The 25,329-nt window shown below is 67.9% G+C and carries 18 protein-coding genes and 4 pseudogenes; 11 read left to right on the top strand and 11 right to left on the bottom strand.

Translation table 11 applies throughout. The features are described 5' to 3' along the window. Window positions 1–427 precede the first annotated feature (427 nt). The 6 genes from ACZ3IJ_RS08765 (at window position 428) to ACZ3IJ_RS08790 (ending at window position 6,796) form a co-directional block, all read left to right on the top strand. Window positions 428–811 carry a hypothetical protein gene (locus ACZ3IJ_RS08765; RefSeq protein WP_467466975.1) on the top strand — a complete coding sequence of 128 codons (384 nt, stop codon included), beginning with the start codon at window positions 428–430 and terminating at the stop codon, window positions 809–811. Window positions 812–1,085: 274 nt separating this feature from the next. Continuing rightward, on the top strand, window positions 1,086–1,547 hold the full coding sequence (locus ACZ3IJ_RS08770) for a hypothetical protein (RefSeq protein WP_467466976.1): 462 nt from the start codon (window positions 1,086–1,088) through the stop codon (window positions 1,545–1,547). Between the two features lie 20 nt (window positions 1,548–1,567). Continuing rightward, entirely contained in the window at window positions 1,568–4,252 is a 2,685-nt protein-coding gene (locus ACZ3IJ_RS08775; RefSeq protein WP_467466977.1) for a helicase associated domain-containing protein, read from the top strand. 370 nt (window positions 4,253–4,622) lie between these two features. After that, window positions 4,623–4,796 carry a CsbD family protein gene (locus ACZ3IJ_RS08780; RefSeq protein WP_391801284.1) on the top strand — a complete coding sequence of 58 codons (174 nt, stop codon included), beginning with the start codon at window positions 4,623–4,625 and terminating at the stop codon, window positions 4,794–4,796. Between the two features lie 801 nt (window positions 4,797–5,597). After that, window positions 5,598–5,858 (top strand): hypothetical protein, encoded by a 261-nt coding sequence (locus ACZ3IJ_RS08785; protein ID WP_467466978.1) that lies wholly within the window; start codon window positions 5,598–5,600, stop codon window positions 5,856–5,858. A 317-nt stretch (window positions 5,859–6,175) separates the two neighbouring features. Further along, window positions 6,176–6,796 (top strand): hypothetical protein, encoded by a 621-nt coding sequence (locus ACZ3IJ_RS08790; protein WP_467467678.1) that lies wholly within the window; start codon window positions 6,176–6,178, stop codon window positions 6,794–6,796. Here the strand turns inward: ACZ3IJ_RS08790 and ACZ3IJ_RS08795 are convergent. From ACZ3IJ_RS08795 to ACZ3IJ_RS08805, 3 genes and pseudogenes are all read right to left on the bottom strand, one after another. Next, window positions 6,728–7,259, bottom strand: a pseudogene (locus ACZ3IJ_RS08795) (IS5 family transposase); the annotation flags it as partial. The gene ACZ3IJ_RS08790 and the pseudogene ACZ3IJ_RS08795 sit on opposite strands and share 69 nt — an antisense overlap. A 79-nt stretch (window positions 7,260–7,338) precedes the next feature. Beyond that, window positions 7,339–7,719: a hypothetical protein gene (locus ACZ3IJ_RS08800; RefSeq protein ID WP_467466979.1), complete on the bottom strand. Its 381-nt coding sequence runs from the start codon at window positions 7,717–7,719 to the stop codon at window positions 7,339–7,341. Further along, the gene (locus ACZ3IJ_RS08805; protein WP_467466981.1) at window positions 7,716–8,303 is read right to left on the bottom strand and encodes a TetR/AcrR family transcriptional regulator; all 588 of its coding nucleotides are present in this window, start codon (window positions 8,301–8,303) and stop codon (window positions 7,716–7,718) included. The genes ACZ3IJ_RS08800 and ACZ3IJ_RS08805 overlap by 4 nt, the downstream gene beginning before the upstream one ends. Window positions 8,304–8,523: 220 nt before the next feature. On the opposite strand from ACZ3IJ_RS08805, the pseudogene ACZ3IJ_RS08810 reads away from it, so the two are divergent. Then, window positions 8,524–9,366 (top strand): annotated as a pseudogene (locus ACZ3IJ_RS08810) (PP2C family protein-serine/threonine phosphatase); the annotation flags it as partial. A gap of 297 nt (window positions 9,367–9,663) precedes the next feature. On the opposite strand, the pseudogene ACZ3IJ_RS08815 reads toward ACZ3IJ_RS08810, so the two are convergent. Both ACZ3IJ_RS08815 and ACZ3IJ_RS08820 read right to left on the bottom strand, forming a co-directional pair. Continuing rightward, window positions 9,664–9,846: pseudogene (locus tag ACZ3IJ_RS08815) on the bottom strand (transposase); the annotation flags it as partial. Between the two features lie 275 nt (window positions 9,847–10,121). Beyond that, the gene (locus tag ACZ3IJ_RS08820) at window positions 10,122–11,042 is read right to left on the bottom strand and encodes a hypothetical protein (protein ID WP_467466982.1); all 921 of its coding nucleotides are present in this window, start codon (window positions 11,040–11,042) and stop codon (window positions 10,122–10,124) included. A 159-nt stretch (window positions 11,043–11,201) separates the two neighbouring features. Between ACZ3IJ_RS08820 and ACZ3IJ_RS08825 the strand changes: the two genes are divergently transcribed. Further along, window positions 11,202–11,366 carry a hypothetical protein gene (locus ACZ3IJ_RS08825; RefSeq protein ID WP_467466983.1) on the top strand — a complete coding sequence of 55 codons (165 nt, stop codon included), beginning with the start codon at window positions 11,202–11,204 and terminating at the stop codon, window positions 11,364–11,366. A gap of 891 nt (window positions 11,367–12,257) precedes the next feature. Beyond that, window positions 12,258–12,971, top strand: a pseudogene (locus ACZ3IJ_RS08830) (IS5 family transposase). Here ACZ3IJ_RS08830 and ACZ3IJ_RS08835 read toward each other — a convergent pair. Beyond that, window positions 12,968–13,312, bottom strand: coding sequence for a DUF2750 domain-containing protein (locus tag ACZ3IJ_RS08835; RefSeq protein WP_467466984.1), 345 nt, complete (start codon window positions 13,310–13,312; stop codon window positions 12,968–12,970). The pseudogene ACZ3IJ_RS08830 and the gene ACZ3IJ_RS08835 overlap by 4 nt on opposite strands. 325 nt (window positions 13,313–13,637) lie before the next feature. Here ACZ3IJ_RS08835 and ACZ3IJ_RS08840 point away from each other — a divergent pair, with 325 nt between their 5' ends. Beyond that, window positions 13,638–14,483, top strand: a complete 846-nt coding sequence (locus tag ACZ3IJ_RS08840; RefSeq protein ID WP_043224315.1) for a hypothetical protein — start codon at window positions 13,638–13,640, stop codon at window positions 14,481–14,483. A gap of 392 nt (window positions 14,484–14,875) precedes the next feature. Next, window positions 14,876–15,670: an IS5 family transposase gene (locus tag ACZ3IJ_RS08845; RefSeq protein WP_467467650.1), complete on the top strand. Its 795-nt coding sequence runs from the start codon at window positions 14,876–14,878 to the stop codon at window positions 15,668–15,670. Here ACZ3IJ_RS08845 and ACZ3IJ_RS08850 read toward each other — a convergent pair. The 5 genes from ACZ3IJ_RS08850 to ACZ3IJ_RS08870 form a co-directional block, all read right to left on the bottom strand. Continuing rightward, window positions 15,618–16,139, bottom strand: a complete 522-nt coding sequence (locus ACZ3IJ_RS08850; RefSeq protein ID WP_234309385.1) for a hypothetical protein — start codon at window positions 16,137–16,139, stop codon at window positions 15,618–15,620. The genes ACZ3IJ_RS08845 and ACZ3IJ_RS08850 overlap by 53 nt on opposite strands. Window positions 16,140–16,266: 127 nt before the next feature. After that, window positions 16,267–17,034, bottom strand: coding sequence for a transposase (locus ACZ3IJ_RS08855; protein ID WP_467466985.1), 768 nt, complete (start codon window positions 17,032–17,034; stop codon window positions 16,267–16,269). A gap of 51 nt (window positions 17,035–17,085) precedes the next feature. Continuing rightward, window positions 17,086–17,439 carry a hypothetical protein gene (locus tag ACZ3IJ_RS08860; protein WP_467466986.1) on the bottom strand — a complete coding sequence of 118 codons (354 nt, stop codon included), beginning with the start codon at window positions 17,437–17,439 and terminating at the stop codon, window positions 17,086–17,088. A gap of 180 nt (window positions 17,440–17,619) precedes the next feature. After that, on the bottom strand, window positions 17,620–18,081 hold the full coding sequence (locus ACZ3IJ_RS08865) for a hypothetical protein (RefSeq protein WP_467466987.1): 462 nt from the start codon (window positions 18,079–18,081) through the stop codon (window positions 17,620–17,622). Window positions 18,082–18,085: 4 nt separating this feature from the next. Then, entirely contained in the window at window positions 18,086–25,303 is a 7,218-nt protein-coding gene (locus tag ACZ3IJ_RS08870) for a polymorphic toxin-type HINT domain-containing protein (protein ID WP_467466988.1), read from the bottom strand. Window positions 25,304–25,329: the final 26 nt, after the last annotated feature.

Genomic DNA, 25,329 nt, shown 5'->3' on the forward strand with positions numbered 1-25,329 from the left:
CCCGCGGAGCGGGTACCACACCGCTGCGCGGTGTGCAAGCGAACCACCGCGCTGCGCGCGGTGGTTGCGCTCCCGCTCCGCGTGAGCGCTGGTGGTCCGCTGCGCGGACCACTCACCTCCGGTGCTGCGCACCGGAGGTGATGCTTCGTTCGCTGCGCTCTCGAAGCTGTGGGCTTCGCCCTGGCTTCCGGGCTTTCGCTTCGCTTCAGCCCGGGGGTCGGCGGGTCCGCTGCGCTCCCCCGCCTCAACGGTCCTTCCGGCTGTGCCTTCAGGGCCGTTTGGCCCGCTTGCGCGGACCGGCTGGTTGGAGGGGCGGCTGCTGCCTTGTGTCGGCTTGGATTGTGGGGCGTCTCTGATGCAGCATGTAGCATTGGAGGAATGATTGGATGTCCCTTCTGATTTCCTGTCGAGGAGAGGCGGGGTCGCTGTGGGCGATGCGAAGGCTTATCCGGTCTACAGGAGTGAGGGTGGGGATGTGGCGGCGGTGATCGCTGCTGCCGTGTCTTTGGTCGGGTGTGGGGAGCTGTGGGAGGGGGCTGGCGTCGATCTGGACGCCGAGTTGCTTCGGGTCGAGGGCGTCGTGTGGGCGCGCAGCGTGTTTCCGCGGGGCTGGTTCTCGGGAGGCGGTGAGTATCTTCGTGGTGTCGACCTTCCGGATGACGCCTCGGTGCTGGCTCGTCTGGTGCCGATGATGCTTTCGGTGGAGGAGCCGGTGGAGAGTGATCTGCTGGAGCGGGCTGCGGAGGTGCTGTGCCGGGCGGGTTGGGGGCAGATCGCATGGGATGGCGCTCAGCTGGCCGGCAGTGCCTGAACTCGGCCTCGGTGCTGAGCGCTCACGAACCGGGGTGCAGGCCTGTTTCGGAGTCGATGCCAATCATGAGCCGGCTTCAGGCGACACCGTGTTACGTCCACGTCCGGCCCTGTGAGGTGGACCGGGCGCGGCACCTCGCTCGGCAGGTCGGACACGATGTCATAGGCGCTGCCGAGCATGGTTGGTGAGGGCGGCTGCCTGGGGTCGGCGTCTGCGTGGCCGGGGGCGGACAGTTCGCCGTGTGCTGAGGATGAGCTGGAGGGGAGGGGGCGTGGTGAGCGAGAACAGTGGCGTCTCATATGAGGACTGCTCGGTCTATGTCGATGTGGCGGACGACTCGACGGTCGTGACCTGGCTGAGGGAACGTCTCGGGGCCGGTGGTGGGGGGCGAGGCCTGGCGGTGGGGCCATTGCGGGTGGACGGCGCCTGTAACGGCTACTCCACGGGCGGGAAGGCGCACCCGTTCGAGTTTCTCGAGTGGCCCACGGTGCTGGAGTGCGAGGCGCGCTCGGGGGCGGAGCCCGGTGCGGTGGTGGCTGGAGTCACGGCGGTGCTGGAGGCGCTGTGGGGTGGGGGTTGGAAGGCTGTGGCGGCGTGTGAGTTCGAGGACGAGCTGCCGGCGGGTGGGGGGCGGGAACGCTACCCGATGCCGTCCGCTCCCACGGGAGCGTCGGGGGTGGGGTCGTGGCGCCGTCTGCTGAAGCCGGGCCGGGAAGGCAGTAGGAAATCCGTGTGATCCAGCTCCGAGAACATCAGATGGACCAGAAATCGGCCTTCCGGAAATGGGCAGGATTCCCCGCAAGATCATCTGTCCCTCCGGAGGGGGCGCGGGGCACGATCGTGTCCGCGACCGGGTCCGGGAAGACGATCACGGCCGCCGTATGTGCGCTGGAGTGCTTTCCCCGTGGGCGGATCCTGGTGACCGTGCCGACCCTGGACCTGCTCGTGCAGACCGCCCAGGAATGGCGCCGGGTGGGCCACCGCTCCCCCATGGTCGCCGTGTGCTCGCTGGAGAACGACCCTGTACTGAACGAGCTGGGGGTGCGCACCACCACCAACCCGATCCAGCTCGCGCTGTGGGCCGGGCACGGGCCCGTGGTCGTGTTCGCCACGTACGCCTCCCTGGTGGACCGCGAGGACCTCGGTGCACCGATGGGCCAGGGGCTTGTTCGCGGACCGCTGGAGGCCGCGCTGGCGGGCGGGGCGCGGCTGTACGGGCAGCAGATGGCCCCGCTCGGCCTGGCGGTCGTGGACGAGGCCCACACGACCGCGGGTGATCTCGGACGTCCGTGGGCGGCGATCCACGACAACACCCGCATCCCCGCCGACTTCCGGCTCTACCTCACCGCCACCCCGCGCATCCTCGCCGCGCCCCGGCCGCAGCGTAGTACGGACGGCCAAGAGCTGGAGATCGCGTCGATGGGCCAGGACTCGCACACCTACGGACCCTGGATCGCCGAGCTCGGACTGGCCGAGGCGATCGAGCGGGGCATCCTCGCCGGGTTCGAGATCGACGTCCTGGAGATCCGCGACCCCTCCCCCGCCCTAGGGGAACCCGAAGAGGCGCAGCGGGGCCGGCGCCTGGCCCTGCTGCAGACCGCGCTCCTGGAACACGCCGCGGCGTACAACCTCCGTACGGTCATGACGTTCCACCAGAAGGTCGAGGAAGCCGCCGCGTTCGCGGAGAAGCTGCCGCAGACGGCGGCCGCGCTGTATGCCACGGACACGTCGACCCAGGCAGCGGCCGAGACGGGGACAGCGGCAGCGGATACAGCGGCCGAGGCGGAGGCGGACCAGGAGATGCAGAGGCTGCCGGCCTCCTCGATCGACGCCCGGTTCTACGAGCTCGAGGCCGGCCGGCACGTGCCCCCGGACCGCGTGTGGGCGGCGTGGCTGTGCGGCGACCACCTCGTCACCGAACGCCGCGAAGTCCTAAGCCAGTTCGCAAACGGCATCGACGCCACCGGCCACCGCGTGCACCGGGCGTTTCTCGCCAGTTGCCGCGTCCTCGGAGAAGGCGTCGACATCACCGGCGAACGCGGAGTCGAGGCCATCTGCTTCGCCGACACCCGCGGCTCACAGGTCGAGATCGTCCAGAACATCGGCCGCGCCCTCCGCCTCAACAAGGACGGCACCACCAAGGTCGCGCGGATCATCGTCCCGGTCTTCCTGGAGCCCGGCGAGGACCCGACCGACATGATCGCCAGCGCCTCGTTCCGCCCCCTTGTGGCGGTTCTCCAGGGTCTGCGTTCACATGACGAACGTCTGGTCGAACAGCTCGCTTCCCGTGCGCTCACCAGTGGCAAGCGCACGGTCCACCTCCAGCGCGACGAGGCCGGGCGCATCACCGGCTGGGACGGCGAGAAAGAAGACCAGGACAGCGATCGGGCCGGCGGCAGGGGCGAGTCGCCGTTGCTGCGCTTCTCTTCTCCACGGGACCCGGCGACGATCGCGGCCTTCCTGCGCACCCGGGTCTACCGGCCCGAATCCCTGGTCTGGCTGGAGGGCTATCAAGCCCTGATCCGTTGGCGGAGAGAGAACGAGATCACGGGCGTCTACGCCGTTCCGTATGACGTCGAAGTCGAGGTCGGGGCGACGAAGGCGTTTCCGCTCGGCCGCTGGGTACACCAGCAGCGCAAGGTGCTGCGCGCGGGTGAGCTGGAGGGGCGGCGCAAGACGCTCCTCGACCTGCCGGAGGCGGGGATGGTCTGGGAGCCGGGCGAGGAGGCGTGGGAGGCCAAGCTCGCCGCGCTGCGGTCGTTCCGGCGGGCCACCGGGCACCTCGCGCCACGCCAGGACGCGGTCTGGGGCGAGGACGAGCCGATGGTCCCGGTCGGCCAGCACATGGCCAACCTCCGGCGGAAAGGCGGCCTGGGAAAGGACCCGGAGCGGGCCGCCGTGCGCGCGCAACAGCTCGCCACGGTCGACCCCGACTGGAACTGCCCATGGCCACTCGACTGGCAACGCCACCACCGCGTCCTCACCCACCTCGCCGCCGACGAACCCCACGGCCTCCTGCCCGACATCCAGCCGGGCGTGCTGTTCGACGGAGACGACCTCGGACGATGGCTCGCACGGCAACGCAAGGCGAGCACCTGGGCGCAGCTGTCCACCGAGCAACAGGAACGGCTCACCGCGCTGGGAGTGAAGCCCGCTGAGGCCCCGTCTCCCGCCCCTGCGGCCACCCGCGCGAAGAAGGACCCGAGCAAGGCACAGCAGGCATTCCAACGCGGCCTCGCCGCCCTCGCACAGTGGGTGGAACGGGAAGGCGCGGACCGGCCTGTGCCCCGCGGAGCGGTCGTCGAGATCACCGTCGACGGCCAGACTGAGCCGGTGCCGGTGAAGCTGGGCGTGTGGACATCGAACCTCCGTGCCAGGCGGGACAAGCTCACCCAGGAACAGCTGGACGCGCTGCGGGAGCTGGGCATGGAGTGGGCGTAAGCCAGAGGGAGGGCTCCGGTCATGGGCCTCAGCACCTCTTCCTCCGGCGCTGCACGACGGGAACGGGGAGCAGCCAGTCGAGCGATCCTGGTGACACCGGCCAACCTGCCGAGGGGCTGGTGAAGGCGCTCACCGCGTTGTGTAATTCGCCGTCCGCGGGGACGGAGAAGCGCGGTGGTCCGGCGGGAGGCGTTTCGCCGGCCTGGCCGCCGACGGCGTCTGCGGGCGGTTGGCCTGGTTCCTCGGTGCAGGCGGTTGTCGCGCTCTTTCCCGCGTGCTGGCCGGCCTGTCGCCGCCCGGTGTTTAGGGAGGGATCTGGCGAGTAGGAGGAGTCCACGACCAATCCGGTTACTTTGACGAGGAGGTCCCCATGTCGGGCACGGAGAAGAGCAAGGCCCACGCCGAGCAGGCCAAGGGCAAGGTCAAGGAGACCGTCGGTCGCGCTGTCGGCAACGAGCGCATGACCGGTGAAGGTCAGGCCGAACAGGCCAAGGGCAACGCCCGTCACGCCAAGGAAGACATCAAGGACACCTTCCGCCACTAGGCACTGTCCCTGCATGGCGCAAGGCCCCGGCCTCTCCGTCCGGACGGAGAGGCCGGGGCCTTGCGGCATGCAGGGACAGATACGGGCGAGCTCGGGCACGCCCCCGCCCCGGTGTCGGTGTCGGTGGGGCAGCGGCCGCGCCCGGCGCTGGAGGCTCCGGGGGCACGCTGCTCGGTGCCGGGTCCTACGTCGGCCGGAGAAGGAGCGCCTGCCGCCCCGCAGGCATGCTGTCTGTCACGCGGCTCTGTGGCCGTTGCGGGGATCGCCCGGACGGTGGTCGAGGTGACGGGCCCGGGGTGCGCCGGTGGCGGCCACCGGTAGCACGCGGGGGTGGGCGGCCGGGGTTGCGCGGTCCGGGGCGGTTCTCGGGGCGTCCGACCAGGCGGCAGATGATCGAGCGTGCGAGGAGGGCGTCACCGGTGTCGACCAGGCGTACGGCGGCGGCCAGATGACTAGTCGCACAACCTGACGCTGCCCCAGCCCGCCGACTCACTTCTCCACGAGCCGGCCGCACGGGAGGCGGCAAGGGCAAGCCCCCACACTCCGCCGACGTGCAGGAGGTGGGGCTCTGTGCTGCCTTCGCCCCAATCGGGATGCATCCCGAACCGCCCGAATAGCCCCCTGAGGTCCACCGGAACCGTGGACGGGGACGTCCCTGCGACCGCCCTCAGCGGTGAGCGGATCTGTTCTCCGGGAATGCCCGCATCCGTCGGCTGGTGTCGGACCGAACCCCAGGTACAGCTTGTCCGAACCATCCCAGTCCGCTGAATTTGCGGAACCCTACGATGCAGGGGAGCAGCCATGATCGTGAAGAAGCTGCACGAAGCTGGAATGCGGAGTGAGCACGCTTACACGGCAGCGTTCGTGTCGATCGGCCTGTCGTTCACCTCGTGGCTTGTCTCGGCGAAAGCCGAAGCGGCCGGCATCGAACGTGCCGATCGGTGGGGCATCTTCGTCGGGGAGTGGGCTCCGACCTTCTTCGGCCTTGGCCTGGCCCTGGCGCACTACGAACGCGACACCATCATCACCCCGGAGAAGATCACCGAACAGGCCTACTCCTGATCGGCCGGAACCACGCTGCATGCTCTGCCGGAAGGCCTTGGCGCACGATCCGGCGTGAAGTCTCAACCGGTCCCTGACCTGCGCGGAGATTCCGCGGCAGCCGATAGGACAGCTGGCTGGGTGCCGGTCAAAGGCCAGGCCAGCGCCCCGGGCCGTCGAGCTTGTCGACTCACTATCCACCCAGCCTCGCGGCTCGGTCGAGGGCGGGGAACGCTTCCTGCGCTGCGGTCTGCTGCTCCTCCCCACAGGGGCCCGCAACCACGACAGCAGGCGGGCCCCGCCGATGCAGTCGGTTCATCCCAAGAGGAGGCTTCCCCATGGCAGCGCTTTCGGGTCCACCGAGCAGCGCCGGCCCCGGGATACGGGTGCGGGAGACGGCCCTGGTGGCAGACCATCGTCACGGGCTGGTGGTGTCCACCGTGGCGTTGGTGACGATTTTCGCCATGAGTGTGCTGGAGAGCCGTTCCCGTGCGTTTTGTGCCCTGATCAGGGCCGATCTGCGCCTCGTGCGTTTTCTCGGCGTACTCGGGGCTGTTGGGAGGAGTCTTCAGCATGGCCAGGACCGCCGCGGCCCCCTCGTCCAGCCTGTCCAGGATGTAGTTGCGCCCCTCGATGGTGTCAGTACCGACCGGGGCGGGAGCATCCAGCAGTGCCCGACGCTCTTCCCTGGTCCGCAGGGGCAGGTCGTTCTCGACGCTGTACTTGGTGATGTCGATGCGGATCCTGTCAACCAGGCTGTCGTAGAGGGCGAGGGTCACCTCCTTGCGCGCCCGGGTGTCGGTGTACTCCAGAAAGTGCTCAGGCAGGTACGGACGAACGTGCCCCGTCAGCAGCACAAATCAGGATTGCTCAGGCAGCGTCGAAGCCGCGACGGACGGGATCTTCGCGAGCAAGGGCATCAGCTGGGTGACGTCGTTGCGGTTTCCGCCGGTCAGTGACACTGCGAGGGAATGCCCTGTCCGTCGACGAGGACGTGGTGTTTGCTGCCCGGACGTGCTCGGTCGACCGGGCTCGGTCCGCTTTGGGGCCGCGCCGAGCGGCCCGGACATGGGTTGAGTCGATCACCGCCCGGGACCAGTCCAGCTGCTTCGCTGACCGCAGCTTCGTCAGCAGGACGGCATGGAGCCGGTCCTACACGCCGGCCTCGTTCCACGCGGCAAGCCGCCGCCAGCACGTCATGCCGGAGCCGAAGCCGAGTTCCTGGGGCAGGTACCCCCACTGGATGCCGGTGTGGAGCACGAAGAGGATGCCGCATAGAGCCTGCCGGTCGGGCACCCGAGGCCGCCCAGCCACCAGCTTCGGCGCCGCAATGGGCAGCAACGGCTCGATCAGCAGCCACAGTTCATCCGACACGACCCACGGCCGAGAGTTCCGCTTCGCCACGAACGGACCAACGACCATCCAAGCCGACAGTCACACCATCAACGGCTTCTGTGAGGACCTCTTAACGCGGCGGCCGCAGGAGGTCTCCGGGCGGTGGCTACGCGGCACCCGCCGCTGCCAGCACTGCGACTGGCAGGAGCAGAATCCACTGCGGTAGGCGGAGTAGCGGTCTGGGCCAGCCGACGGTCAGCGTGACGATCAAGAAGACTGCCGCGTACACGATGAAGTGCGCGGCCACGAACCACGCCACCAGGCCGGTACCCGGCCTACCGTCCGTCAGGGAGAGGTAAAGCAGAGCGAATCCGGAGAGCACCAGGTCTCCGCTCACCATGTGCCACACGGCGTGCAGGACACGCTTGGGTTCGTCCGCGAGACCGCAGGTCAGCAGCGGGCGCACCACATCGCGGTGCCCGCCGACGATGTGCACCGCGGCCACGCCGAGCGCGGTGATCCCTGCCGCGAGAAGCCAGCCGTTCATCGGACCTCGATTCCTTTGGCCACGACAGCGGCCAGCAGTGCGGCCAGCTGCGGGTCAGGGTGCTCGCCGACCAGCCCTACGTGGAAGAACACGGCTCCTGCCAGCGTGTCCAGGACCAGGTCCACGGGCGTTTCGGCCGCGATCTCCCCGCGCAGCACGGCGCATTCGAAGACAACCAGCAGCCGCTCCTTCGACGGGGCCAGGAAATCACCGCGGATGCGCGCCTTCAGTTCCGGATCGGCGGCGAAGTCGGCGAGCAGCCCCGGGAGTGCCGCCGCGGCGGCAGGCGCGCGGAACTCGTCGACCAGGCCCTGTAGCAGCACGGTCAGATCCCCGGCCAGCGATCCGGTGTCCGGGGGCGGAGCATCGTCGGTGGTCGTGAAGACGGCCTCGAAGACCAACTCCGGCTTGCCCGGCCACCGCCGGTAGATCGTGTCTTTGCCGACACCTGCCCGCGCGGCCACGGCTCCGATCGATGTCGCGGCGTAGCCGACCTCGACCACCAGCTCTACTGTCGCGCTGATGATCGCCTCGTGCGATCGGGGATCCCTGGGACGCCCCCTGGAGGGCAGCGAGGAGCTCACGGCATTTACTTTACGGGTCGACCCGTAAGGTAAGCAAGAGGGTGGCCTGCCCTTCGGAACCGGAGCCGGCGGCGCCTCTTCAGGCCGCCGGATACCTGACGAGCGGGCCGAAGAACTCCGTCGAGAACGGTCGACAGTCACGGTAGGTGGGGAATCAAAGTGAGCAACTCTGGCCACCGCCTGAAGCGTGGGGTGGGGAGGTTCAGGGAGCCTCATCACCATCGGCGCACTCATCCTCTCCTACGACCAGCCCCGCCCCTTCCCCCCGGCAGAAAGGGCCATCATCACCTCGCTGGCCGGACTGATCGCCCAAGCCCTGGACCGCGCCCGCCTCTACGACGCCACCCACACCCTCGCCCGCACCCTGCAAGCCGGCCTGCTACCCCACATCTTGCCCCGCATCCAAGGCGTGGACGTCGCCGCGCGCTACGTTGCCGCCGGCCACGGCACGGAGATCGGCGGCGACTTCTACGACCTCATCCGCAGCTCGCCCACGACGGCCGTCGCGGCGATCGGCGACGTCCAGGGCCACGACACCGCCGCCGCCCTCATGGGCCAAGTCCGCACCGCCGTCCACGCCCACGCCAGCGCCGGCACATCCCCCGGCACCGTACTCGCCCACACCAACCGCCTCGTGACCGACCTCGACCCGCGCCTGTTCACCAGCTGCCTGATCGCCCACCTTGACCTGCCACACCACCGCGCCCGACTGGCCACAGCCGGACACCCATCACCACTGCTCCGCCATCCCGACGGACGCACCGAAACCCTCAGACTGCCACCGGGGCTGCTGCTCGGCATCGACCCCGACGCCCACTACCCCACCACCGAGATCCCCCTCCCACCCGGAACCGTCCTCGCCCTGTACACCGACGGACTCGTGGAAACCCCCGGCACCGACATCGACCAAACCACCCACCAACCCGCCCAACACCTGGCCCAGGCCAACGCCCAGAGCCTGGACGACCTCGCCGACACCCTCATCCACCACGCCCAACAGGACGCACCCCGTCACGACGACATCGCCCTCCTGCTCATCCGCCCGAAATCTCACGGCGGCTGATGCCAGCGAACCCGCCACCTGCGACAGGTCGGCCCACGTGTGGAAACCACCGACGGCCCGCCTATGCCTGGGGAGACCAGTGGCGGGAAGACCACGCTGCCGGCGCGGACCTCGGCCAAGCGGCTGCGGGGCGCATCGTCGCGCCGTACATCACACGGGCCCTGCAGGGTCTCGCAGTAGGCGGAAGTCAGCAGCAGACCTGCGGAGAGAGCCTGCAGAAAGACGGTCAGGGTCTGCAAAGCGATCTCGGCCTTGAGGAACGGGAAATGACGTTGTCCGTTCACTGCCGCCGACACCTTAGACCGTGTCCTCCATGGTCAGCGTGAGGAGTCGTTTCAAGCAGCAGCTGGCCGCGGCGAGGCCGAGGAAGGCCAGGTAGTTGCGGGGGTTTCGTTCGTAGCGGTAGTTGAGCCGGCGGTAGCCGGTCAGCCAGGACGTGGTCCGCTCGATGACCCACCTGCGACGCCCAAGGCGCTCTGAGAGGGAGGTTCGTGAGGCGATGTCCGTTGGGTGTAGCTCGTTCTGACTGAGAGGGCAGTTCTGGTCTCTGTCAGCTGGCTTCGTTCGCGAGTTTGGACGGCAGTTGTTCACCTCCTCGGGAGGCGGTTGGATCGGGGCGGGGTCGATGTTCACGAGAACGGGAGGCACCTGATCCGGAGCCTGTTCCGGGTGCCGGTTGAAGAGTGCCGAGGGGAACGTCGTGGAGTGGTCGATGGGGTTGCTCGGGTTCGCCGCCGGGCTCCTGATATCCGTCATCACCGCGCCAGATTGGCGCGTGCCGCCTCTGCCTTATAAAAGGCGGCTTCGGTCAGCTCCAATGCGCCAGCGAGCTCGCCCACGAAGGCATCGACTGCCTCGATCGCGCGTCCCTCCAAGGTGTCGGGCTCTGCGAAGTACGCCTCGAACTCTCCGGCGCCGATGGCCGCCATGGCACACCGGCTGGCCTGAAAGTCCGCCCAGCTGGGCCTGAAGACGGCGCGCACTCGGTCGAGCTTGGCTTCGTCGATCTCTTCGTGCCGGAGCTGGCGAAATGTTTGCTCGCGGGCCTTCCACATCGCGATGTGGTGCTGGACGGTAACCGGCCCGAAGGGACCGGGACGGGCACGTTCGATCCTCGGCATGCCCGGCTTGACCGGCCAGGGCGAGTTCAACGTCGAGAGGACTGCGGTCAGTCTCTTGATGTCGATCCGGCCGGTCCGCTCGCCTTCCTCAATGACGAGCTGAGCGGCGCGCCGTTGCTTAAGGGTGGTTGCGGGGTGGGCGAGTTGATCAACGATGGCGCGGGCGTTCTCGCCCCGTCGGACAGCGGTCGTCTGGCCCGTGGCGCGCGCATGCGTACGCCAGGCTCGGCGCGCCTGCGAGGTGAGCACGATCGTGTCGTCGATCAGCCACAGGTACAGCACGACGCGGACCAGGCAGCGCTGCGGGATGCGGCCCAGAGGGGAACGCTCGCGAGCTTCGAGAAGTCGGGTGAACAACTCGCGTTGCTCGGGCGGGAAGACTCGAGGATCGCTGCCGTGCGCGCTGGTCTTACGCGGCTCGGGGTTTGCGAGCAGGCCGTCCTCAACCCAGGAGGTCACCATTCTGGGACTGACCTTCAGGCCCAGCGCGAGCGCGTCGGCAACCAGATCGGCGGAGGTTCCCTCGACCCATGTGGCGGCCCGATTCCCGTTCATGGCGCCGAACTTACATCGAGATTCGAGCCTCGGGAGCTGCATTCAGCGCACGTCAGCCATAAGGCTTGGGACCAGCAGAAACTGCGCCCCGCACCGTATCCCTGCCAGGAACACGCGGTGCGGGGCGCCGCCGACTCATCCCCTGAAACGGAGACCGTCATGCCCCACCGTACCCACCGCCCCGCCGCGAAGCGGCGACGTGCCCGCCACCGTCTTGTCCAGGGCCTCGGGCAGGCGGCCTTCTACGCCGCTTCCGCCACACTGGCCGGCGGGCTGGTCCGCGAGCTGCTCAACCTGTTCCACATGTCCGTCTCCTCGTGCTGACCTGAACACCGTGGAGATGTCGCGCCCAGGCATACCTGGCGCGGCATCTCCCCAGCGCCCGGTGTCGGCCCTGGACTCGATGCCGCCCCGACAGGGTGTCGGAGGCCTGGAGCCCGACGGCGGCGGGAGGGTGCACAAGGCACGCCCCCCTGCTGCGTGGCCGGGGATGCCTACTCAGGTAGGCCAACGGCCGCAGGCGCGATGTGCGCTGCTTGATCACTCGTCACGGTGGATCTCCCGCCCGTCGCACTCCACAGCGCCGGAGATTCCGCGATCGTGCCCCTATGCACCCCCGCTGCACCGCCCGTCTTCTTCTTGGCGTACTCCTGGCTGTGACCGGCTGTGTGGCCGTTCCAGGCCCGGACCCAACCGCCGCACGGCCCCCCGCGAGGATCGCTCCCGCCGAGGAGAGGCCGCCCGCACCGCTGCCCACCGCCTGGCCTGAACCCACTCAGGCGGTACCCCGCGAAGTGCTCAGCGCGACCGAACCAAGCCCGAGCTCCATCCCGTCCGACACCGGCCGGCCTGGTGTTCGGCCGGGCATGCCGCCCGCGACCGTGAGGCCACCGGCTGAGCAGGCGCCCGCCCGGCCGACGCGTACCGCCTGGCAGCTGCCGAAGGAGCGGTCCAACGATGGGCCTCGCGTGAAGCCCAGGACGAAAACGCCCACGCGGACTGCTCCGAGCCGCCCGGCCGCGGCGCCTGCCGACATGCGTCAGCTCTGCCGTGACGCCGAGCGCATCCAGGTCCCGTACGGAATCCCTGAGCTCTGCCGACGGGCCCACGGCGTCTGACCCCCCGACCGTGTCCCTGGTCGCCTCGTCAGGGAGAAGTGTCGCTAAGAACTCCTAACGAAATGATCTTCGAGATGGTTGGATCACTCCAGGACCGATGATCCGGGGGTGCGGGGTGGCGCGGCCGAAGCCGTGGGAAGTCGATGACGAGCTGTGGGCGGTGATCGAGCCGCTGCTTCCCAAGGTTGAGCGTCGGCCCCGGCATCTGGGGCGCAAGCGGCATCCGGACCGGCTGGTGTTCCAGGGCATCCTGTTCGTCCTGCACACCGGGATCGCCTGGGAACACCTGCCGCAGGAACTCGGCTTCGGTTCCGGCATGACCTGCTGGCGCCGCCTGGCCGAGTGGTCCGACGCCGACGTGTGGCACCGGCTGCACGAGGCCCTCCTGTCCAAGCTTCGCAGCGCGAACGCCCTGGACTTCTCCAGGCGGCGGTCGACGGCTCCCACATCCGCGCGTTAAAGAGGAAGCCAAAACCGGACGAAGCCCTGTCGACCGGGGCAGGACGGGCAGCAAACACCACCTGATCACGTGGTGCTGGGCGACCGCGGCTACGACCACGACAAGTACCGCCGCCTGGTCTGGGACCTCGGAGTGAAGCCGCTGATCGCCCGTCGTGGCACCGAGCACGGCTCCGGGCTCGGCAGCCAACGCTGGGTCGTGGAGCGCGCGTTCGCTCATCTGCACTGGTTTCGCCGTCTACGGATCCGTTGGGAGATCCGCGACGACATCCACGAAGCCTTCCTCACCCTCGGATGCGCGCTCATCTGCTGGCGGCGACTGCGCTCCGTGTTGAGCGGCGCCGTGGGCTAGTCACCCGCCGCCAGTCGGTTGAGAACTTCCATCGGGGTGAAGCTCCAGCCGACGAGGCGCGGTCCGCTCCAGTTGATGCCGATCACGTATCCCTCTCGGGCGGCATCAGGCAGATCGCGATCGCGCCAGACGTCCAGGGGCATGGATTCAACACGTAGCCCATGCCCCCAGATCGTCGCCGCCCTCTGGGCGCGGGCTGAGGTCGACCAGTAGGGAAGACTTCGCGTCCCGTCCGCGGAGAGGGGAGCCGGGCTTCCCTCGTCATCCCGGACAAACCAGACCACTCCGCTCTGACGAGCATCTCGGAAGAATGCTGCCGCTTGCGAACCGCTCTGACTCATGTCACGTGAGCCTAGCGTTCCCCGTCACTCATTTCGTTAGCGGTTCTAAGAAGCCGTATCTCAATCGATCTTGGAACGTGCAAGTCGAACAGAGTTCCTGGTCGGGTGATCTTCCAAGCGCACGTGTGCGGCAACGCGGCCGATCATCCGGCCCGGGTGCGCCGCTATCCGTCGGACATGACGGACGCGGAGTGGGCGGCTGGTGTACGAGCAGACTGGTTCGGGTGCCCGGGCGGACCGAGCGGGAACGACGGGGACGGGGACTGTCGGAGGCCTCAAGTAGGTTGAGCACCGTCGCAGTCGAACGGAATGAACGAGGAACACAGTGAAGGCATACGACCTGGGGTTCGGAGAGTCCGTGGACGCGCTGTCGGTCCGGCCCGGCAAGCCCGTCGAGATCGATCTGCCCGGGGCCCGCGTCGCCGGGTGGTGCGGCGGTCGTGCGCCCGGCATCGGAACGGCCTCCTGGCCCCGGAGCCCTGTCACGGGACTGCCGATGACCCATGTCATCACCCTCGAACTGCCGGAGGATTACCGGCGCAAGGGCCAGGACCTGGTAGCCGTCTCCTTCTTCCACGCCGACGACCACGTCGCCGACGACATCGAGGGCGTGGACGAGCTGCTGGCGGGCACCGTGCCCACCCCGGAGCAGGCCGCCGATCCGTTCCTCGCCGCGGTGGCCGCGACGGCCGCAGCCCGCCACCCCCGGCAGCAGGACCTGGAGGACGTGATCGGCGGCGCGCACGCGCTCATCTGGCTCACCGCCGCGGAGTTCGCCGCGCCCCGCATGGATCCCCCGGCCGACATCCGGCCGGACGGCCTCGGCGACAAGTACAGCCGCGGCCAGAACGCCTGGGACGACAGCGCCCCCGAAATCACGGTCTGGATCGGGGAGCGCACCGGCGACCCGAACACCGGCATCGCCCCGGCGGAGGACGGCGAGGGCGGCTATGTGGAGGCCTGGTCCTCGGACGACAAGGATCTCGATGCGTTCTGGTCGTCCGTCGAGGGCATCTCGCACCTCGGCGGAACGGTGATGCCCTGCCAGACGTTGCCGGAGGGGCTGACGCCGTACGTCTTCGAGCTGGAGGACGGCGTCGGCGGGGTCAACTTCGGCGGTGGCAACGCCCAGATCGACCTGGAGTCGGGCGTCTTCGACTGGGCGCAGTAGCGGGCAGCGCGCCCGCGCGGAGCCGAGCAGTACGCGACCAGCGGCGGTGCCGAGGGCGTACGGGCGTCGGCGCACACCCCGTGGCGTCCGTCGGCCCCGGCGCGTACGTCCACGACCAGGGCCGGCTGGTCCTCCTCGTGGAGCCGCCGCACCGCCCGGTCGAACAGAGTTCCTGGTCGGGTGGTCTTCCGGCCGTGCGTGCATGAAGGCAGGGCTTCCTGGTAGCTCGGGGGTGCGATCCCATCCGAGCGGTTCCGGAGACCCTGTTGTCGTTGTTGTACGTGCCCGACCCCCTTCACTTCAACTTGCCCGCCGTGTCGTGCGATTGCCTCGCGCACGTGTACGGCAACGCGGCCGACCATCCGGACCGGGTGCGCCGCTATCCGTCGGACATGACGGACGCGGAGTGGGCGGCTGTCCGGCCGTTGCTGCCGGTGCCGACCTGGCTTCAGGGCAGGGGCGGGCGGCCTGAGGGCTACTGCCACCGCCAGCTGCTGGACGCGATCCGCTACCTGGTCGCGGGCGGGATCTCGTGGCGGGCGATGCCCGCGGATTTCCCCGCCTGGGGCCGGGTCTATGCCTTCTTCCGCCGCTGGCGTGAGCACGGGCTGATCACCGAGTTCCACGACCGGCTGCGCAGGAGGGTGCGTGAACGCGAGGGCCGTGAGGCCTCCCCCACGGCGGGGATCATCGACGCGCAGTCGGTGCGGGCCGCCGCGACGGTGCCGGCCGCCTCACGTGGCTACGACGGCGGGAAGAAGGTGCCCGGGCGCAAACGGCACATCGTGACCGACACGCTCGGCCTGCTCCTGGTCGTCGCGGTGACCGCCGCGAACATCGGCGACCGGGACGCCGCAACGGGCCTGCTGAGGCGGCTGCGGCGCCTGCACCGCGACATCACCCTGGTCTGGGCTGACGGCGGCTACACCGGTGGCCTGGTCGACTGGGCACGGGAGAAACTCGCCCTGACCCTGGAGATCGTCAGACGCACCGATGACATGACGGGCTTCGTGGTGCTGCCCAGGCGGTGGGTGGCAGAGCGCACGTTCGCGTGGCTGATGCATTCACGTCGGCTGGCCCGGGACTACGAGACGCTGCCGGCCAGCAGCGAGGCGATGATCCATTGGTCGATGGTCACGCGGATGAGCCGGCGTCTGGCACGGCCACGGGCCGCCGGCCGGCACTGAATGCCCCGGACGCCTCAAGCAGGAGCCACCCGCGCTCGGCCAGCCGCCGGGCTTTCGAGCGCACCCCCTCGACCTTCGCCGACGATGTCTCCAAGCCCAGCCGAGCCGTGATCTCCCTGGCCTTCAGCGGCTGCTGGCCCGCGGACTGCCGCTCCTCCAGCACGCCCAGAATCCCCTGGTAGTCCGGCGCTAACACCGTCACCGGCAGTCCTTCATGCCAAGGCGGCACGATCGAGCCCGGCACCGGCGCGGGCGCGGATTCCGCCGCGGCCTCGGTCACGGCAGTGGTCTCGGCAGCCGAGGCCGCCAGGGCCTCCATCAGCTCCTCCCGCGCGATCACCCGCCGGTCCAGCTCGATCTCTGCGGCCTCCAGCACCCCAGCCAGCCGGGCGGCTTCCTCCCGCAGTCCCTCCACCCGCACTCGGGCCGCTGTCTCCCGCTCCTCCAGCATTCCCAGCACCGACGCCATCGCGCACCCCTCGATCACGAAGCCAAAACAGGACGCCGCATGCATCCCTCACGCTGAGCTAAGGGCTGTCCCGTAGATAATCTTTGGATCACCTCGGGCGTGCTTGGCTGCCGTGTGTCTCGCTCGTTTATCCGGCGAGAGCAAGGTTGTGCAGGCGGGCGATGCCGCGCATGGCGTGGTGGACTCCGTCGCCTTTGAGGCGGCAGTCGCGGAGGATCTTCCAGGTCTTCATGCGGGCGAAGGTGTGCTCGACGCGGGCCCGGACCTGCTTGTGGGACTTGTTGTGTGCTTGCTTCCAGTCGGGTAGTTCCTCGCCCTTGCGGTGGCGGTGAGGCATCACGAGGCCAGTGCCCGGGTAGCCGCCGTCGGCGATCGTCATGGTGTTGCCGACGGCGGCCTTAGCCCCGGACTCCTCCCAGGCTTTGCAGTCATTGCGGTTGCCGGGAAGCGGTCGGCCGACCACGACGACGAGCCGGGTGTCGGCGTCGATGACGACCTGGTGGTTGGTGGAGTAGCGATAGTTCTTCGACTGCTCGGCGACGGTGTGGTCGCGAGTGGGCACCAGGGTGCCGTCCACGATGAGCACGGCGTCCTTGGCGAACCGCTGGCGGGGCTGAAGCGCGAGCTTGGGACCGAGATGGTCGATCACACGGTCCGCCGCGGACTTCGACACCCCGAACAGCGGCGCGAGCTGGCGTATCGTCAAGTTAGTGCGCCAGTACGCCGCGACCAGCAGCGCCCGGTCCTCCACGGACAGGCCCCACGGTCGACCCTTGCGGACCGCGTCCGCACCGTCGCGCCACAGCACGGTTACCAGCTTCCCGAAGGCACGCGGGCTCAGCCCGGTGAACGGGGCTATCCAGGACGGCTCCGACGCCGTGATCACACCAGCCACGCCGGGATCACCGCACCGGCCCGGCGTGCCGCCCCAGCATCCCTCCCCGCCTCAGCGGAACTCGTGGACCACCTGGATCTCGCCGACGATGTGGGCGTTGAAGTCGTCCAGCTCCTCGGCCGGAACCCAGAGCTCGAGGATCGTCTGCCCGCCGGCCTGCTGGACGGGATACCGGCTCAAGAGCCCCGACTCGACCTCAAAACGAGTGACGAAGCCTGCGCCGTCGTGCTTCACGTTCCAGTCCCGGGCAATCCTGATCGCGTAGTCCTCGTTCAGGACCGGGTAGAAAATCGGCTGCTCAGGCAGCCGGGGCGGCCACGCACGGTAGTTCAGCTCCCGAACCAGATCCAGCTCCTTAGGGCCGGTGGGGCGCCACAGGGTCGTCGTTGCTTGCTGGCTGGTCATGTGCATCGCTCTCTGAACATAGGCCGCTGGTATGGCGGGTCGAGAGACCGGACGATACCGGCACCGCGAACTCAGTAGCTACGCAGTTTCCGCAGCGTGGGCAGCTCCGTGACCAGCAGATACGGGACAGCCCTTAGGGTCGCCATCGAGTCCTCTTCATTTCAACAGCTCGAAATTGAGTCACGATGACGATTTGAATCGCTCTACATCTCGACGGATCGGGCCAACCCGGGGAACTCGATCCCACCACCATTCACCATTCGATCGCTCACCGCCATCGAGGCGACGAACAATTCCAGATTCATCAATTTCAGTGAACTGCATAAATCTGGAGTCGGCATCATCGAGTGCCAGCCTGAATCCCTCAAGGAAATTCGAGTCGATGTTTTTCATGCCACGAAAGACGAAGCTCCTGAGCGCGAGGGCGGCAAGCAAATCATAGACGCCCCACACCGTCCTGTCAGAATCTGGTAGCCCAACCTCTGCCTCGATCCTGAGAACGTGATTGCGCCAGCTCTCCAGCAGCTCAACCAGCCCTAGAGCCCGCTCCGGGGCGACTGGAACTGAGACGCCTTCCAGTCGACGAATATCCATATCCGTCAGGAAGTATCCGAGCCATTCGCCTCGCTCGCTTATATTCATTCATTCACCTGCCAGGGTAATACGACGTGGACTTCCACGGCATATCCCAGTTGATAATTACGCGGACGCCATTGTGGTCAAACCTTGACGAGTTCTGCCCGTCCAACTGGCGCGGGCCGGCCTGTCGAAGCGTCGTCTCAACTTCGGTGGCAGACGGACGCCCCATTGCCGGATTCCCCCCACCCGTGTGCCCGTTCACGAACTCAACCATCTCGTCGAGACTGTAGTCACTTCCGTGGAAATCCTCGCCGCCGAGGCGGTCTCCATTTTTGCCGCCAGCTGGCACTCCACAATTCGGACCGGAATTGTGCACGAGTACCGGCGTAGCCCCCGCCAGCACATAGTACGTGTGGATGCTCGCAACGGTGAGGTTGTAGGTGTCCTGAGCAGCATCGTACGTGCGGCTAGCCCGCAGCGTGACCGTGCTGCCGTCGTCGGTGCGGAGGGTCATGCCTGGCTTGAGGTCGCCGGCATCGATCCATGCATGTGCGGATGCGGACCAGAACGGATGGTGGTCCGTTGTGGTGAGAGTACTTGCACCGTTCCCAGTTTCGAGGACGAGGTCTACATAGACCTTGTCATCGTTGGTGAAGATGGTGGCGGTGACGGCCTTGGCTGCGCTTTCGCCTGTTTCTGGGTCTGTAGCCAGGACTTCGTCGCCAGTTTCGAGGTCCTCGATGGGCTTACTGGATCCATCGGCGAGAAGGACCTGAGTGCCCTCAGTGAAGCTGTGTTTTCCAGTCACGCACTGCGCAGGTGTACCGGTCCAACCCTTGCGGTCTCGCGACCCCTTCAGTAGGCCCTTCAGCCACTTCGGTCCCTTGCGCAGGGCCTGTGCCAGATCCCCGGCGATCGGTAGTGCAGCACCCAGGCTCCAGGCGGCCTCGCCGTAGCTACCTTCCGCGGCGTAGCCGATTCCGTTGGCTATGTCTACCGGTGTACCGATTCCAGGGAAGAGCCCCAGGAGATCAGCGAGCAAGTGGAGGTTCTGTGACGCGCTCAGCTTGACTATTTCTGAGCGGTCGTGAGCGATTGCTGCCTGAGAGTACCCGCCATTGCAGCCTGAGGAGTTGGTGGACCTGGTGCAAGTCTCCCAGCCTGCGTTCCCGTAGCTGTACTCGTACAGAGTGACGGTCTGTGTGACGGAGTCTTCGACCTTCTTGCTTCCGTCGTCGTAGGTGATGGTCTCTTTTCCGCCGTCGTATTCGTGACAGACGTTGGTGCAAGGGCCGGCGTAGAGGCCCGACGGGTCGCTCAGTGTTGTGGGGTTCCCGCTGGCGTAGGTGTACCCGTTCATCTGGAGCGGGTCGGTGATGTCGATGATCGGGTCGGCTGACAGGAAGCGGCCCGAGGCGGCGTCGTATTCGCGGGCGCCGATGTGGGTCAGGCCAGTGATCGGGTCATCGACGCCCGTGCCCAGGAACGTGTGGCGGCCCGGCCAGGAGGTGGGACTGGTGCCGCGGGGGTTTCCGTACGGGTCGTAGGCGCGGCGCGTAAGGGCCTGGTTGTTGGTCTGTTCGACCGCGGTGGTCGAGGTGTTGTGGTGGTCGGAGAGCAGGACCGTGAGTTTGTGGTCGGTGGGCTTGGTCTTGCCGCCGGTGGTGCGCAGGGTGGTGGGGGCGCCGGGGTGTCCGTAGTAGCGCTGGGCGTCGAGGGCTTGGCCGGTCTGGTTGACGGTGATTTCGGTGTCGCCGAGGTAGAGGGTGCGGGTGGTTCCGTCGTCCTCGATGAGGCGGTTGCCGGATGCGTCGTAGAGGTACGTGACGTTGGCGGTGCCGTTGTTGTCGGTGTCTACCGAGGTGACCTTGTTGCGGCGGTCCCATTGCAGTGCCTGGGTGTCGCCGCCGATGACTCGCTGGGTGGTGTTGCCGGAGGGGTCGTAGGCGTATGTCGACTGAGAGGTGACCGTGGATGTGGCGGTGCGCACGATCGAGTCGGTCTTGCCCATGGTGTGTGGCTGGGCGGTGCTGGGAGCTTGGGTGCCGTTATTGGTTTCGGTCCGGCCATTCGTGTATGTGTGGACATCGTCGAGCGCCGGGTCGGTCAGATCGTGATCGGTCAGTTTGGTGCGGTTGCCGATGGCGTCGAACTCGTAGGACTGCCAGTAGCCGCCGTTGTTGATGCCGGGTGAGACCTGGGTGAGGTTCGGCCCCGCGCCTTGGGCTGCTGAGGCCTTAGGGCATGCGGTGAGGCCGGTCCAGGCGTGGACGAGGCGGCCCATGGGGTCGTAGGAGAAGCACTGCTGTTCGGTGCCGGTGACCGGTGCGTTGTTCTTGATGTCGGTCTGGGTGTCCTGGATGGACGTGACGTTGCCGGCGGTGTCGTACCCGTAGGTGAGGGTCGAGATGCGCGAGTTCGGGATGGTGGCTTCCCGGTGGCTCTCGATTTGTGTCAGGCGGCCGGTGTGGGGGTTGTAGGCGTTGGTGGTCCAGATCCGTCGGGGTGCCTGGCCGGAGACGGTGCGCAGGACGTCGCCGAAGGGGCTGTAGACGGTGCCGGCGGTGTACCAGGTGAGGCCGGAGGTGGTGAGGGGTGCGCCTTCGCCGCTGTAGCGGGTGATCACCTTCTCCGCCGGCAGGCCGCCGGGGGTGGCCGGCAGGGTGACGGACTGGGGCTGGCCGGTCTCGGTGTAGGTGCTGCTGTACGAGTATGTGCCGGCGAGGCCGGTGGTGGCGGAGGTGGCGGGGATGGTGATCTTGGAGCCGGTGGGCCGGTACTCGGTGTCGTATCCCGTGACTTCGCTGGTGTAGGCGGCGCCGTTGTTGTAGCGGGTCGAGGCGACGGGGTGGCCCTTGGCGCCGGGGAGGGAGTCGTAGGTCCACTTGGTGACGAGGGGGCCGGTGGTGGAGTCGTCGCGTAGTTCTGTGGTGCGGCCGAGTTCGTCGTAGAGGGTGTGCTGGGCGCGGTCGCGGCCGTCCTTGGTCCAGGTCTGCTGGTCGAGTTCGTTGTAGCCGAAGCTCGAGGGGCCCATGTCGGGGTCCGCAGAGGCGGTCAGTCGGCCGCGGACGTCGTAGGTGTAGCTCCAGTTGTTGCCGTTGTGGTCGGTGACCTTGGAGAGCTTGCCTCGCTGGTCGTAGGTGTAGTGGGTGTCGATGGCGGCTGGCTGGGGGCCGGTGAGGTTGGTGGTGCTGTAGTGCTGGACCTTGATGGTGCGGCCGAGGGCGTCGGTCGAGGTCTTGACGGCGCGGCTGCCGGAGAGGGGGGTGGTGCCGTCCAGTGACATGGCGGTGCGGGCCAGGATGTAGTCGCCGCCGTACTGGGTGGTGCTGGTGTGCTGGGGGTCGCCTTCGTACAGCGTCGTGGTGCGCACGGCGCGGCCGAGGCCGTCGTAGGCGGTTTCGGTGGAGTGGGGGACTTCGGTGAGGGAGAGGGGGACGAAGACTTCGGTGGTGGGCTCGCCGGCGGCGAGGTAGCCGCTCCTCGTCTCGGACACCGTGCCGGTGGAGTTGTAGAGGGTGTCGGTGATTATGCGGCCGCCGCCGAGGGCTTCGGTCTGGGTCTGGCGGGGGCGGAGCAGGCCGTCGTAGAGGGTGACGGAGTCGGCGTAGGTGCCGTTGTCCCGCAGGGTGCTGGTGGTGACGGCCGGGACCTTGCTGTTGCTGATCTGGTAGTCGAACACCACCGATGCGTCTTGGCTGACCGGGCGTGAGGGCGACCAGAGGGCGGTGATCCGGCCGAGGCCGTCGTAGGTGCTGGTGACCTTGCGGTCGTTGGGGTCGGTGGCGGTCAGGACCGAGCCGCGGGCCGGGTCGAGGGCAGAGATGGTCCGGTGAGTCTTGGCGTTGGTGGTGGTGACTTCGAAGGCGGGACCGGTCGAGGGGCTGAAGGCCGTGGTGGTGATGTTGCCCTTGGCGTCGGTGACCTTGGTGGGCCGGCCCAGCGGGTCGTATTCCGTGCGGGCCGTGGTGATCCAGCCGGAGCCGTTGCCGTCGATCGTGTCGATCTGGAAGGGCAGGCCCTTCGTGGGTGCGGTGCCGAAGGCGTTCAGGGCGTCGTAGGAGGTGCGGGTGTCGGAGACGATCCCGTCACCGGTCGCCAGTGGCGCTGCGGTGCAGGAGCCGACCGTGGTGCGGACGCGCTGGGGCAGGCCGATGATGTTCTTGGCCGTGTTGTGGACGTAGGTGGGGATGGTGCAGGACTCGTCGGTCTTGGTGGTGCCGTCGGTGCCAAGCGCGTAGGTGTGGGTGGCCTTGGGCAGGCCGTAGGTGTCGTCGTGTGTGGTCTGGGTTCTGGTGGTTCGCTCGCCTGCGCTGACCGTCTGGAGTGCGTCGGTGCGGATCGTGCCTGTCCGATAGGCGTGGAGATCGGGCAGTCCGTTTCCGCGTACCCGGGTGGCGGTGTTCTTCGCGTATGGCCATGTCAGCTGGCGGGAGTCGACCGTTCCGCCGGCCTTGGTGTAGGTGATCGTCTCGGCGACGCGGCCCTGGTGGGCGGGCAGGTCCTCGCCCAGGGTCTCTGTTCCGGTCGAGTCTTTGATCGTGACGGTGGGGCGGCCGGCGTCGCCGGACATGCCGCGGAAGTAGCGGGTCTCGGCCTTGGACTGGACGGTGGCGCCTGCGGTGCCGGTGTTCGTGGTCTCGCCGCGGGTGACGGTCACCTTGCCGTAGCCGCGCCACTGGCTGTAGGTGCGCAGTTCGGGCTTGGAGAACTCGTCGTTGTCCTTCGCCCAGGCCGCCCCGCCTGTCTGGTCGTAGGTGTAGGTGGTGACGACGTCCGGCGCGCGGGTGGCGCGGTCCTTCTCGACGACGCGGTCGACGACGTACTTGTTGAACCACTCCAGTGGCGGCTTCTCAAGGTCGGGGTCGGGTGACCAGTGGACCGGGAAGCAGCGGGTCTTGTTGGTGTCGGGGTCGGGGTGTGTGGCGCCGACGGTGCAGGGGGTGGAGTAGTCGACGTAGATCTCGCCGCCGGTCTCGGTGCGGATCGTATCTACGCGCAGGCGGTCGAAGTCGGGGGTGGCGTCCGTGGTGCTGGTGCGGACGCGGTTGGGCATGTCCTGGACGTTGGGGAGGAAGGAGACGGCGGGCAGGGGGGTGGTCGTCAGGTTGCCTTCGTCGTCCTTGGTGGCGGCGTAGCCCGTGCGGCGGATCGACTCCAGCCACAGTGGCGGGTGGGTGTCGGTGCGCTGCTTGGGGAACGACTGCGTCAGGTTCCAGATGTCGACGAGGGAGAGGGCGGTGGAGCCCGGGGTGCGCTGGCCGTAGGTTTTGACGGCGGTCAGCATCTGCCGGGTCCAGAACGTCGGCGCGCTGACGTAGCACTTGGTGATCGTGTTCTTGCAGTGGAGCGTGGCGGGGGTGTCCCACCAGGGCTGCTTGTCCTCGTAGTTCTTGGACTCGAATTCGGCGAGGGAGCAGGAGGTGGTGCCCTCCTTGATGCAGCGCTCAGCTACTGCGAACTCGACCTTTCCTGCCGGGGCGCCGGCGAGGTTGCTGACGCGCAGACCGTAGAGGATCTGGGTGGGGTATCCGCCGCGGACGTAGCTCTGCGGAGTGCTGTATTTGCTGTTCTGGGCGTAGTGGTTGAGCTCCTGCTTCCAGTCGATGATCATGGCGTTGCCGTGGACGTCTTCGACGAAGTCGAGGTTCCATCGCCAGGCCTGCATGCAGGAGGAGGCTGCGTAGGTGGTCTGGTGGCAGGGCTCGCCGGTGTGGTTGCCATATACGGGCAAGGTGAAGGCCGAGTTGGTGACGGCACGGGTGCCGCTGCTGCCGTCGACGTCGTTGCGGCCGAAGTAGTAGCGGGTGCCGTCGCGGGTGGTGACCCGCCAGTATTCGCTGTCGTACTTGCCGGTCTGATTTGCCTTGGCTGTGCCGTCCTTGGCCAGGTATTCGACCTTGGCGCCGTCGTCGTTGGCCGGGACCCAGTTGCCTGTGGTGTCGTCGCGGACGAGTTCGGTGCTCGAGCCTCCCAGGGACAGGACGAGGTTGTCGCTGGCCCAGCACAGGTCCGACTTCTTCTTGTCGGTCGTGTTGTCGTTGTTGGGGCTGTTCTTCCGGTCGTCGGAGCAGGGCCGGTAGCGGCGCTCGACGAAGCCGGGGTGGTAGTCCCAGCCGTCGCCTATCCATGACGCCTGGGTGTTGGCGACCGACGTCTTGCCGTCGACAGCCTGGGAGGAGTAGGAGAAGGCGATCTTCGGCGCCGGGCCGGCCGGCGGTGGGGGAACTGCCAGGGGGTAGGTCCAGGAGAAGCCGCCGCCACTGCCGCCGGCGGTCCAGGAACCGGACGGGGAGAGCGAGGTCGCCTTGTAGCTGCCGCCCATGCCCGCGGCGGAGTCGGTGGCGGCCAGGACCATGGAACCGCCGCCGGCGTGTGTAGACAGCCCCTGGACCGGCGCTGTGGCCGGGTCGACGGTGGCCCGCACAGTCCCGGTCGAGGGGTCGTTGGTGCTGGGCACCTCCACTGCGGTGGTGCATTCCTCGAGCTCTGGTGTGGTGAGGAAGCACTCGGGAAGCTGCTTGAGCTCCAGGCGGGAGGCCCACTCGGTGCCGTAGAGGTCCTCGAAGGCGCCGTAATCCAGCTCGACATCGACCGGGGTGGATCCGGTCGCGGGGGGCGTGACGGTGATGAGTGCGCCGTCCACTCCTGCGGACTCGGTTGCCTCTCGCGCTTGGACGCCGACATCCCACGTACCGGAGGGCGCAGGAGGGATGGGGTCCTCAGCCGTCGGCGTCGCCTGACCGATCTTGACGGGAAGGTCCTCGATCTGGACGAGCTCATCGCCGGCCTGGTCGAGGCTGACCGATCCCGCGTCCTGCACTGGCGGCGTGACAGCGGTGGGGTTGTACTCGGCGGGGGGATCGGCAGGCGCCCCCGACCAGTTGGTCAGCTCCTCCGTCTTCGCCTCATCCGGCAGCGTCTGATCGGTCGTCTGGAGATCTGGCAGCTCGACGGAGTGGGTGGTGGGATCGACCGGGGGCAAGGCCCATGCCTGGGTCGGCAACATGGACAGAGCCAGCAGTGTGGAGATCACGACACCGGCGCGGCGGCGCGTGGCCCGTCCGGCGCGTCGGGAGCCGCTCTGCCGTGCAGCGAGCCCACTGCCCCGTGAGGGCAGGCGGAACGGACGTCCCTTGCTGGACGAAGACATGAGACCCCCACTTCCGCCGCCGATCGGGCCGAAGGAGCCGTCGCGCGGGGAAAACCGATGAATAACCAGCAGATTGTGCAGCCCATGGGCACGGAAAATCCACACGCGATTACCGCGCGTGGCATCTGTCACACAGGCATTCAGCGCCAATTGCGCAC

Source organism: Streptomyces sp. NPDC013317, from assembly GCF_055563155.1.